Raw genomic sequence first — 11,251 nt, forward strand, 5'->3', positions numbered from 1 at the left:
CGCTTCGCCAACGCCCCCCCGGGCCACGCCGACCCCTCGTTGGCGCGTCGCCAACGCCCCCCGGGCCACGCCGACCCCTCGTTGGCGCGCCGCCAAGCGTCTTCGGCGTCACGCGGACCGCTCTTCGGCGCTTCGCCGCTCCCTTTCAGGAGACGTTGGCGCGAGGCAGCGAGGTCCCCGCTGCCCCACGTTCCCTACTTGCCCGCCTGCTCCTGCACGAACCGCGCGAGCAGCGCCTGATCCTTCTCGGAGAGCTTCTCCTTGAACGCGGGCATGTGCCCTTCGAGCTTCGGATCCATCGCGCCCTTGGGATAGGTCTTGCCGCTCCCTGGATCCTCGATCTGCGCGAGGATCCACGGCACCGAGGCCCAGCCGCGCAGCTCCGGCGCGAGCGAGTCCTCGTCGTCCGTCTTGCCGTCGAACCGATGGCAGCTCGTGCATCGCTGGCTCACGAGCTTCTCACCCGGCAACCCCTCGCCCTTCTTCCCTTGCGCTTGCACGGCGAGGAAGTCCGCGATCGCGTCGAGGTCGGCCGGGTTCATCGCCGTGAACGCCTTCGCGGCCTCGGGATCCGCGGGCGGCTTCGTCATGCTCGGCATCTCGCCCTTGAACGCGGTCTTGCCGAACATCATGTCGTGATCCGGCTCCTCCATCACCCGCTTCGCCCACGCCTTCGTGCCGAAGCCCGTGAGATCCGGCGCCGTGTCCTTGCCCTTCGGCGGCCCGAGATCCCCCATGCGATGGCAGCTCGCGCAGTGCTGCTCGAAGAGCGCCACGCGTCGCGTCTCCGGGTGGTTGCGCAGCATCGCGAGCGCGCCCTCCGGCGGCACGCCTTCCTGCGCCAGCTTGAGCGCCTTCACCCCTTGCGCCTCGGCCTTCGCCACCGCCTTCCCGAACTCCGCGTCGGCCGCGTCCGTGCGCATCGACGCGAACGTCAACACGCCCGCCGCCACCCCGAACAGGCCCACCGGCACGAGCAGCGGCAGCCGCTTCATCACGCCGCGATCCGCCTTCTTGTCGAGCAGCGGCAAGAGCACCAGGTACCCCACCACGAGCCCTGGAATCACCACCGTCGCGATGAGCTCCAGCTTGCCCGGGAAGGGCTTTCGCATCTCGTAGAGCGCGAGGAAGTACCACTCGGGCCGCGCCGGGTAGTCGCTCGTCGGATCCGCCGGCGCGTCGAGCGGCGCGCCATGCCGCAGATACGTCAGCGCCCCGATCACGCCGAGCACCACCACGGCCACGATCACGTCGCGCGCCGCCTGCGTCGGGAAGTATCGATCCGACTTCACCGCGTCCGCGGGCGTCGCGAGCGCCGGCCCGTGCTTGCGCGACAGCCACAGGTGCTTCGCCGCGATCACGCCGAGCAGGAACGGGAGCACCACCGTGTGCAGCGTGTACAGACGCGACAGCGTCATGTGCCCCGGCGTGCCTCCGCCGAGCAGGAGCTGCTGCAAGACGCCGCCGACCACGGGCAACGTCCCGATGATCCCCGTCTCGACACGCAGGCCCCAGAAGCCGCGTTGATCCCAGCGCAGCGGGTTGCCCGTCAGCGCCGTGACCACGACGAGCCCCACCATCGCGAGCGCCAGCCAATACGTCAGCTCCCGCGGCTTGCGATACGCCCCGCGCACGATCGCGTACCCCACGTGGATCACCGCGAGCACGATCGCCGCCTGCGCGCCGAACTGGTGCAGCCCGCGCACGATCCAGCCCGCCGGCACCGCTTGCTGCAGGTACGCCACGCTCGCCCACGCCGTCGTCGCGCTCGGCGAATACACGGTCATGAGCAGCACGCCCGTCACCGCTTCGAGCAAGAGCACGATCCCGAGCGCCGCGCCCCATGCGTACGCGAAGCGCGCGCCGCCGGGGACGGTCGCCTCCACGAACTTCCGGGTGATCGCCCGGTAGCCCGTCCGTTCGTCGAGCCAATCGCCGAGCTTCACCCGACCTCCTTTCGCTCCGCGATCCCCTGGCGGAAGAGCTTGAAGTCCACCTCGACGTGCCCGTCCACGACGCGCACCACGAGCGGATCCATCCCGCGCGGGCTCGGCCCTGCTTCCGCCGCGCCCGCGAGCGAGAACTTCGACGTGTGGCAGGGACACGAGAAGCTCTGCTTGTCGCCGTTCAGATCGATCGAGCAGCCGAGGTGCGGACAAACCGCGCTGAGCGCCGTCACGCTCTCGCCCTTCTTCGTCACCCAGATCGAGCCGAGGAGCTGATCCTTCGTCACCGTGTACGCGTCACGCTCGTCGCCGACGACCACGACGCGCCGCGGCTCGCCCTCGCTCAGCTCGGCGAGGCGACACACGCGCATCCACCGCGCCGCGCCCACGCCGCCCTCGGACGACGGGGCCAGCATGGTCGCGGCGGGGAGCACGATTGCGCCCGCGTAGGCCGCGCCGCCCAGCGCGACGAGCACCTTCAGCGCGCCACGACGGCCGCCGTCGACGCGCGAAGGTTCCTCGGGACGCTCGGCCCGCGGCGGCTCGCCGCCGAGGTCGTTTTGCATTGGCTCCGCCATCTCGTAGGCTCTCCCTCTCCGCCGCGCCCGCGCGCGGCGGTTCGAGGATACCCGAGGGGGAGGCCACTTGACGCAGAACAGGATCAGATCCCGCGTCGCCTTGCGCAGGCTCCTGCCGCTCGCCCTGAGCCTCGTCACGTCCGCGGCATGCAAAACCACGCCCCCCAAAGCCCCGACGTGTAACCCTCAAGACCTCTCCGGCTGCATCATCGAAGAGGTCGACGTCCTCGGCAACGACGAGATCCCCGACGCCGCCATCAAGGACAGCATCGCCACCGCGGAGAGCTCGCATCCGCTCGGCGGCGTCCTCCAGGGCATCCCCATCCTCGGCCTCAGCGACGTCCTGGCCGTCGAGTACGAGCGCTTCGACCGCTTCGTCCTCGAGCGCGACCTCGCCCGCATCGAGCGTTACTACCGCAGCCGCGGGTTTTACGAGGCGCACGTCGAGGCGGGCCGGGTCATGCGCCGCAAGTCCGACGGCAAGCTCCGCATCGAGATCGTCGTCGACGAGGGCAAACCCGTGAACCTCCGCAAGGTCGACCTCGCCTGGGTCGACTGGCGCCTGCCCGACGCGGCCGACGTCACGCGCCCCGTCACCGAGGCGAAGAACGAGCTGCCCCTCGGCAAGCGCTTCGAGGAGGACAGCTACGAGGCCACGAAAAAGGCCCTCATCCGCGTCCTCACCGAGCGCGGCTTCCCCTACGCGAACGTCCGCGGCGACGCCAAGGTCGACCTCGTCGCCCACACCGCCGACGTCACCTACACCATCGAGCTCGGCCCCCAGGCCAGCTTCGGCGACGTCCGCATCGTCGGCCTCGGCGAGCTACCAGAAAAGCCGATCCGCGCGGCCCTCGGCTTCAAGAAGGGCGAGCGCTTCTCCACCGCCACCCTCGCCTCCGCCGAGCGCGCCCTCGCCGACTTCGGCGTCTTCGGCGCCATCGACGTCCGCCCCGAGCTCCCGCCGCCCGACAAGCCGCGCACGAACGTCGTCCCCGTCACGATCGTCGTCCAGCCTGCCGCGCTCCGCGCCGTCAAGCTCGGCTTCGGCGCCGAGGCCGGCGGGCGCGTCGAGGCGCACGGCACGGCGAGCTGGGAGGACCGCAACTTCCTCGGCGGCTTGCGCCGCTTCGCCGTCGAGGCGCGCCCCGGCCTCGTGTTCTACCCGAACGCCCTCTACAACCTCTTCCTCGCGCGCCCGAGCTACATCCTCCCCGAGATCCGCCTGCGCTTCGAGCTCCGCCAGCCCGGCGTCTTCGAGCCCCGCACGCAGGCCGTCCTCCGCGGCGCGGCGAACATCTACCGCCCCCTCAACATCATCACGGCGCCCGCCCCCGGCACGCCCGAGGCCAAGGAGCCTGCGCTCGGCTACCGCGAGGCGGCCGTCACCCTCGGCCTCGAACGCCGCTTCGCCGACTTCACGCATTACCTCGGGCAGTTCATCCACGTGCAGTACGACGACCCGTTCCTGTACTGGCACGACGGCGTCCCCGAAGGCTTCACCCGCCTGCTCTTCACGTACCTCGAGACCGTGGGCACGCTCGATTTCCGCCAGAACGACCGCGGCGAGACCGACCGCATCACCCCGCGCCGCGGCGTCTACCTGAACCTCAACGCGCAGCTCGCGGGCTACTTCCTCCCCGGCGACGCCGACGACGTCCGCCTCCGCCCCGAGCTCCGCGCCTACGTGCCCGTCGCCAAGCGCGTCACCCTCGCCTTCCGCCTGGCCGGCGGCTTCCTCATCCCGCGCTCGGACGACTTCCAGCAGACCCTCGACCTCCTCGGCCCCAAGGCCCGCGACAAGAAACGCCCCGACGAGAACGACGACGGCATCGTCGACGGCACGAACGTCTCCCTCGACGACCTCCGCAGGTCCCTGCAGCTCCTGCAGTTCCGCGGATTCTACAGCGGCGGCCCCAACTCGAACCGCGGCTACGTCTACAACGGCGTCGGCATGCACGCGAGCGTACCGCTCCGTGACACCGCGCGTGGGGCCGTGCCTCCGTGGGCGCCGACGGGCGGCCTCACCTTGTGGGAGTCCGCGCTCGAGGTGCGCCTCTCGTTCACCGAGAACCTCGGCGCGATCCTCTTCCTCGACGCGAGCGACGTGAGGCCGGGCCTCGGTGAGCTCGCCCTCAACCGCCCGCACATGTCCGCCGGGCTCGGCGTCCGGTATGCGACCCCGGTCGGCCCTGTCCGTGTGGACGTCGGCTACCGCATCCCGTGCGCGCAGCAGATCGGCATCTGCGACGAGAACGAGCTTGGCTACGACGTCGGCTTGTTCGGATATACGGGCGGATTCCCGATCGTGACCACGATCGCGATCGGCGAGGCGTTCTGAGCTGGGAGGCTCAGCCTTCTTCTTCTTCGACGCTCCACGTCGCGAGCGCCGTGATCCCGATGGCCGTCGCGCATTGCGCGCAGAGCGGCGGCTCCTCGTAGCGGACCTCGTCTCCGCGGGTCCACACGTAGAGCCCTCGCCCGGCCGGCTCCCCTTCGATGGGCTCCGAGCAGGCGTCGCACCGGAGCTCCCCCGCGTCCTCCGGCGTCGTGCGCGTTTTGAGCGCCACGTCGGCCAGCGAATCGATGGCCATGGAAAAAACCATGTTACGCGGTTGCTCCATATGCCTCCCTCGGATCCGGCGACCGCCCGAATCTAGCTCAGGCTCTCGTCGGACGCACGTGCTCCGGAACGAGGGGGGGTGGACCAGGCGATTCCTGGGTGGGATTGAGGGAATCGCGGAACTTGCGTGATCAGGCCTCGGCCTGGGCTTCCGCCTCGGGCGCCGCCTTCTTCGCCTTTTCCTTCTTCGACCCGCCTTCGAGGCAGCTCTCGAGCAGGATCTCCGACACGTCGAGCTGACGCACGCTTTCTTCCTTCCCGTGCGCCTTCAGGCCGTCGGTGATCATCGTCTGGCAGAAGGGGCACGCGGTCGCGATCGTCTTCGCCTCCGTCTGCAGGAGCTGGAGCGTGCGCTTCACGTTCACGCGATCCTTGTTTTGCTCCTCCATCCAGAACTGCGCGCCGCCGGCGCCGCAGCACAGGCCCTTGTTGCGGTTCCAGCCCTCCGCCTCGACGAGCTCCACGCCCGGGATGCTCTTCAGGATGTCGCGCGGCTGCTCGTACACGTCGTTGTAACGGCCGAGGTAGCAGGAGTCGTGGAACACGACCTTGCCCTTCACCGGCGTCTTCGGCGAGAGCTTCCGCTCCGCCACGAGCCCGAGCAGGTAGTCCGTGTGATGCACGACCTCGAACTTCGCGCCGAAGTCGGGGTATTCGTTCAGGATCGTATTGAAGCAGTGCGGGCAGGCCGTGATGATCTTCTTCACCCCGCCCTGGTCCTTGTAGCCGTTCAGCGTGGCCACGTTCTGCTCGGCCAGCATCGCGAACAGGTACTCGTTGCCCGCGCGCCGCGCCGGATCCCCCGTGCAGGTCTCCTCCTGCCCGAGGACCGCGAAGTCCACGCCCGCCTCCTTGAGCAGCCGCGCCGTCGCCCGCGCGATCTTCTTCGCCCGGTCGTCGTAGCTCGCCGCGCAGCCGACCCAATAGAGCACCTCGGCCTTGGGGTTGTCCGACATCATCGGCACGTCGAGCCCCTCAGCCCAGTTCGCGCGATCCATGCGGGCGAGGTTCCAGGGGTTGCCGTTCACCTCGAGCGCCTGGAACGGACCGTTGAGCTGCGCCGGGAACTCGCCCTTCACGAGCACCAGGTGCCGCCGCATCTCCACGATCTTGTCGACGTAGCTGATCATCACGGGACACTGCTCCTCGCAGGCCCGGCACGTCGTGCAGGCCCAGAGCACGTCCGGGTGGATCACGTTCGCCACGAGATCCTTGCTCGCGTCGGCGGCCTCGGCGCTCGGCTGCGCTTGCAAGCTCTCCGGCTCCGAGCGGTAGGGCCCGACCTCGCCGTTGTCCTCCGTCGTCGCGTCGGGCCGCGGCAGCGCCCCGCCCACGCGATCGGCCTCGTGCTTCTGCGCGATGAGCACGCTGTCGTGGTCGTACAGGTGGTCGCGCAGGTTCAGCGTGAGCTGCTTCGGCGAGAGCAGCTTGCCCGTCTTGTGGGCGGGGCAGTTGTCGGAGCAACGCCCGCACTCCGTGCACGTGTAGAAGTCGAGGATCGCCTTCCAGGTGAAGTCCTGGATCTTGTTCACGCCGACCGGCTCGGCCTTCGCGGGCTCCTCGGCCATCTTCATGACCATCTCGCCGATCGCCTCCGCGCTCGGCGCCATCATCGGCAGCCGCCCGCGCGGCGTCACGTTCCGGAAGAAGACGTTGAAGACCGCCGTGATGACGTGGAAGTGCTTCGAGTACGGAAGGACGTTCGCGAAGATCAGGACGAGCGACGCGTGCGTCCAGAAGCCGATCTTGGCGATCACGAGCAACGTGTCGCGCGGCACGCCCGCGAGCAGGGTCGCGAAGAGCGAGCCGGCCGGCGAGGGGAACGGCGCCCAGGCGAGCGCGTGTGTCGGCGCCGGCCCGAGCGGGGCCACGACCTTGCGCACGGCGTCGCAGTACTCGGGCTCCAGGTTCCGCCCCGTACAGCCCACGAGGCCCTTGTGGTGCAGGACCATGGAGGCGCCGTCGTAGAGCATGTCCGCCAGCATCATCGTCATGATGATGCCGAGGATCAGGATCGCCTCGCCTGACTTGGTCATGCGGGGGTCGACCTTGATCACGCGGAAGTACAGGAAGACGAGCGCGCCGACGATGACGAGCGACGCGATGATGTCCTTCAGGAACTCGTAGGCGTGGCCGAGGGGCAGGCCGAGGAAGCCCTCGGGCCCCAGGATGAAGAGGTTGAACGACGGGTCGAACCCGCGGCCCCAGAGGATGATCGACCGGGCCAGGAGCACCACGAAGCCCAGGAAGATGAGCATGTGGGCTGCACCGGCGAGCCGGTAGTAATGCATCTTCTTCTGGGCGAGCGCGTAGATCGCCGTGCCCTTCACGCGCTCCGGAACATCGTCGAAGCGATCTTCCGGCCGCCCGACCTGGAGCAGCGACCACCGCCGGCCTGCGCTGTACGCGAAGGCCCCGGCCAGGCCGAAGATCATGAGAAACATCATGAGCGGATTCATGGCGCGCGTTCTCCCGGGGAAACGGACCCTGTTGTAGGTGGCCGAGTGGCCGCGCGTCAACCCGAGCGATGCCGCGCGTCACGGGGGTTTGTGGGGGCGTCGCTAGGCTCGTCCTCGCGGAGCCCCCAAGCGTCAACCAAGCGTCAACCGGCTGGCCGCGAGATCAAAGTGTGAACTCGAACGACTTCTCTTCCGTGCCCGCGCCTGGCGCGAGCTCCACGACCATGCTGAACGGCCGCTGCCCCACGCGCGCGCCGAGGCGCACCCGCACCGGCGCGGCCGCGCCGTTGAGCTTGTCGAGGCGGATCACCACGCGGTAGCGACCGCGCTTCGGGTCCCCCTCGGCCAGGTAGACGTTCTCCACGTTCTGGCCCTGACACTCGTTCTCGGCCTGCGGACAATCGCGGTCCTTCACGAGGCCCGTCGAGGTCGGCTCGCCGACCCGCGCGAGCTCGCCGCCGACGTCGTAGACGTTCAGGTCCACGTCGGCCTCGACGGCCTCCCACGCGATCACGAACTGCAAGATGCCCGTGTGCAGCCCGCAACCCTCGTCGATGACGCCGTTGCAGTTGTCGTCGCGGGCGTCGAAGCACGTCTCGATGCCCGTCGGCGTGCAGGCGGTCTCGAGCACCACGCCCTCGCTCGCCTTCACGTCGACGACCTTGAGCGCGTCTTTCGCCGGCGGCGCAGGCACCTCGATACACGCCGGCCCTGCGAGCACGAACGCGAGCGCGGCGAGCAGGCTCTGGGGCTTCAGAACGTGCCTGCGCATGAGACGCCGAGGCCGCCGAGCGGACCACACGCGAACGAACGGATGCCCGCGCCATTTTGCGCCGCGGGCGGTGCTTCATCCTTGGGCTTCGCGGGCTCCTCCGGCATCGCGAACACCGTCAGCACGATCCCGCCTGCGCCGAGCACGAGCGCGCTGATGCCGAGGCCCACGCTCAGGTTCCGCATCGTGTTCGCGTCGCGCCCGTCGGCCGCGATCACCTGACGATCGAGCTGACAGAACGAAGCGTCCCCGCGGCTGCAGTTCGTCCCGTACATCCGCTCGTGGATCTCGATGTCGCGCGCGACGTTGTTGCGCAGGTGGGTCGACACGAGGCTCGCGCCGAGCGTGCCGAGCCCGAGCCCTGCGCCCACGCCCGTCGCCACGAGCCCGATCAGGCGCTGCTGCGGGATCCAGTTTTTCTGCGGCGGAGGCGGCGGAGGCGGCGGAGGCGGCGGAGGCGGCGCCTCTTTTTTGACCTCCTTTGGATCGATCGAGAGCTCGAGCGGCTTGCCGCCTTCGAGCTCGATCTCCTGCACCTCGTCCTCGTGGTCCGGCGCGCTCACGACGATCTTGTGCTTGCCGGGCGAGAGCCACAACGCCTTCGCGAGCGGCAGATTCACGGCCGGCTGATCGTCCACCACGAGCTTCGCCCCGCTCACCTTCGACGTGACGTTCAGCACGCCGATGTGCACCATCGCCTTCGCGAGCTGATCGTTGACGTCGGTCTTGTCCTCGTCGGACAGGGCCCCGACGTCCGAGACGAGCGCGGCTTGCATGGCCTCGGCCGCGGGCATCCACTTCTCGAGCGCGAGCAACGAGTAGCCGATCATGCGGACGATCTGCGCGCTCGGGTAGAGCGCCTTCGCCTGCTCGAAGAGGTTCAGCGCCTTGTCGAACTGGCCCGCGCGATAGGCCGTGAGCCCCTCCGATGCGGCCTGGCGCGCGAGCTGGATCTGGGCCTGCGAGGTCTGCGCGTCGGACGCCTGCGAGGACGCGGGCGCGGCGAGACCAACGAAGGCGACGAAGGCAAAGGCGAGCGAACGCCGGCAGAGCTCGTTCATCAGAACTTGATGTTACCGACCTTCGGCGCGACGGTACTAGAAGGCTTCGGTTTTCCAGTGCCGCTCTTCGTCGTCGCCGTGGTGGCGGCCACCGCGGCGGCCGTGGGCTTGGCCGTCGGCGCCGCCGTGGGCGCGGCGGAAGGCTCGGCCGTCGGCGCGACTTCGATCGCGAGATCCTCCTCGGGCTCGGCGGCCTGCGCAGGATCGGCCGTCGGCGCGGCCGTGGCCGCAGGCTCGGTCGTCGGCGGCGGGGCGACCGGCGGGGCGACCGGCGGCGGCGCCGGCTCGGCCGTCGTCGCGGCGGGCGGCGTCGTGGCCGTGGCCTGCACGGCGGGCACGGGCACGGCAGCCTTCCCCTTGAACACGAAATAAAGCCCGGCTGCGCCTGCGAGGCCCACCGCGATGAGCCCGCCTGCGACGATCGCGCCGAGCTTCGACCGGGCCGGCTGCACCGTCGCCCCGGCCTGCGTCGAGTAGAGCGGCGCGCCCGTCGTCCCCGGCGGGATCGACACGCGCGGGATGGGCGCGCCCGACTGCGACATGCCCATCGCCGCGAGCTGCGCGGCCGTCGCGCCCGCGTGCGAGAGCGCCGCGGGGTTCACGCCGGGCGGCAGCGTCATGCCGGCTTGCGAGAGGCCGGCGGCGGGGATGCTCGTGCCCGGGATCGACATGCCCGGCGGGATCGAGCCGCCCGCCACGCTCATGCCGTACATCGGCATGCCTTGCAGCGCCTGACGCACCTGCGCCGACGCGGAGAGATCCGACGGGTTCGGCATGTCGAGGCTCGTCGGTTGCGCCGCGTAGTTCACCTGCAGCGCCATGGCGAGGGCCTGGGTCTGCTCGACCGCGTTCGGGTATCGCTGCTCGGCTTCCCGCGCGCAAGCCCGGGCGAACCACGCGTCGAAGCGCGGGCCGAGGTGCGGCGACATCGTGCTCGGCGGGGTCATCGGCTCGTAGAGGATCTGCCCGATGAGCGCGGCCATGCCCTCGGCGGACCAGTAGTTTTTCCCGGTGAGCAGGCGGTAGGCGATGAGCCCGAGCGCCCACAGATCCGCGGCCGGGCCGACCTTCGACGCCTGTCCGCGGGCCTGCTCGGGCGACATGTACCAGGGCGTGCCGAAGATCGCGCCGTCCTGCGTGAGCTCCTTGGCGTCGCTCTGATCGACGAGCTTGGCGATGCCGAAGTCGAGGATCTTCACGAGCGGCGTGCCGTCCTCGCGTTGCGTGACGATGAGGTTCGCCGGCTTGAGATCGCGGTGGACGATGCCGAGCGTGTGCGCCTTGTCGAGGACACGCGCGACCTGCTTCAGGTACACGACGACCTCGCCCGCGGGCAGCGCGCCGCGTTGCTTCAGCTCCGAGCCGAGATCCCGGCCCTTGAGCAGCTCCATCACGATGAACGGCACGCCGCCGATCTCGGGCGCGACGTCGGCGTCGATGACGCGCACGACGTGCTCGCTGCCGATGCTGACGGGCGCGCGCGCCTCGGTGCGGAAGCGCTCGACGGCGCCGGGGTTGTTCGCGACCGACGGATGCAGGAGCTTGAGCGCGCAGATCTCGCCGGTGTTGACGTGACGAACGGCGTACACCGCGCCCATGCCGCCGCGACCGATGAGCTTCTCGATGCGGTAGCGGCTCTGGATCACGAGCCCCGGCTGGAGATCACCTTGCTGCGGGTTCACGGCCTCGCCGACATCGGCGGGCACGGCCGGCGCGCCTGCGGCCGGGCGCGGCGCGGGCGCGGGCGCCCCTGCGGCGGGGCGCGGCGGCGACGGCGCGGCGGGCGCGGGCGCTTCGAGGGGGCTCGGGAACGGC

General features: G+C 69.9%; 8 protein-coding genes. 1 reads left to right on the top strand and 7 read right to left on the bottom strand.

The features are described from left to right. Window positions 1-194 precede the first annotated feature (194 nt). Both QHF89_RS42685 and QHF89_RS42690 read right to left on the bottom strand, forming a co-directional pair. On the bottom strand, window positions 195-1,946 hold the full coding sequence (locus tag QHF89_RS42685) for a cytochrome b N-terminal domain-containing protein (protein WP_136969219.1): 1,752 nt from the start codon (window positions 1,944-1,946) through the stop codon (window positions 195-197). After that, window positions 1,943-2,512 carry a QcrA and Rieske domain-containing protein gene (locus QHF89_RS42690; RefSeq protein ID WP_284721669.1) on the bottom strand — a complete coding sequence of 190 codons (570 nt, stop codon included), beginning with the start codon at window positions 2,510-2,512 and terminating at the stop codon, window positions 1,943-1,945. The genes QHF89_RS42685 and QHF89_RS42690 overlap by 4 nt, the downstream gene beginning before the upstream one ends. Before the next feature lie 79 nt (window positions 2,513-2,591). On the opposite strand from QHF89_RS42690, the gene QHF89_RS42695 reads away from it, so the two are divergent. Beyond that, complete coding sequence (locus QHF89_RS42695; protein ID WP_136969220.1) at window positions 2,592-4,862, top strand: autotransporter assembly complex protein TamA; 2,271 nt, start codon at window positions 2,592-2,594, stop codon at window positions 4,860-4,862. A gap of 10 nt (window positions 4,863-4,872) precedes the next feature. Here QHF89_RS42695 and QHF89_RS42700 read toward each other — a convergent pair whose 3' ends face one another. The 5 genes from QHF89_RS42700 to QHF89_RS42720 form a co-directional block, all read right to left on the bottom strand. Continuing rightward, complete coding sequence (locus tag QHF89_RS42700) at window positions 4,873-5,115, bottom strand: hypothetical protein (RefSeq protein WP_136969221.1); 243 nt, start codon at window positions 5,113-5,115, stop codon at window positions 4,873-4,875. A 160-nt stretch (window positions 5,116-5,275) separates the two neighbouring features. After that, entirely contained in the window at window positions 5,276-7,603 is a 2,328-nt protein-coding gene (locus QHF89_RS42705) for a (Fe-S)-binding protein (protein ID WP_136969222.1), read from the bottom strand. Between the two features lie 163 nt (window positions 7,604-7,766). Next, complete coding sequence (locus QHF89_RS42710; protein WP_136969223.1) at window positions 7,767-8,375, bottom strand: hypothetical protein; 609 nt, start codon at window positions 8,373-8,375, stop codon at window positions 7,767-7,769. Next, window positions 8,357-9,436: an outer membrane protein assembly factor BamD gene (locus QHF89_RS42715; protein ID WP_136969224.1), complete on the bottom strand. Its 1,080-nt coding sequence runs from the start codon at window positions 9,434-9,436 to the stop codon at window positions 8,357-8,359. Before QHF89_RS42715 ends, QHF89_RS42710 begins: the two co-directional genes overlap by 19 nt. Then, a partial coding sequence (locus QHF89_RS42720) for a serine/threonine protein kinase (RefSeq protein ID WP_284721670.1) occupies window positions 9,436-11,251 on the bottom strand: 1,816 nt, incomplete at its 5' end. The genes QHF89_RS42720 and QHF89_RS42715, both read right to left, overlap by 1 nt.

Source organism: Polyangium sorediatum, assembly GCF_029946465.1.
In the GTDB taxonomy this organism is placed as follows: Bacteria; Myxococcota_A; Polyangia; order Polyangiales; family Polyangiaceae; genus Polyangium; species Polyangium fumosum.

What these genes read in the sequence shown, in the direction of transcription:
- QHF89_RS42690 (WP_284721669.1), bottom strand. Translation starts at nt 2,512, where the DNA reads ATGCAAAACGACCTCGGCGGCGAGCCGCCGCGGGCCGAGCGTCCCGAG.
- QHF89_RS42700 (WP_136969221.1), bottom strand. Translation starts at nt 5,115, where the DNA reads ATGGCCATCGATTCGCTGGCCGACGTGGCGCTCAAAACGCGCACGACG.
- QHF89_RS42705 (WP_136969222.1), bottom strand. Translation starts at nt 7,603, where the DNA reads ATGAATCCGCTCATGATGTTTCTCATGATCTTCGGCCTGGCCGGGGCC.
- QHF89_RS42710 (WP_136969223.1), bottom strand. Translation starts at nt 8,375, where the DNA reads ATGCGCAGGCACGTTCTGAAGCCCCAGAGCCTGCTCGCCGCGCTCGCG.
- QHF89_RS42715 (WP_136969224.1), bottom strand. Translation starts at nt 9,436, where the DNA reads ATGAACGAGCTCTGCCGGCGTTCGCTCGCCTTTGCCTTCGTCGCCTTC.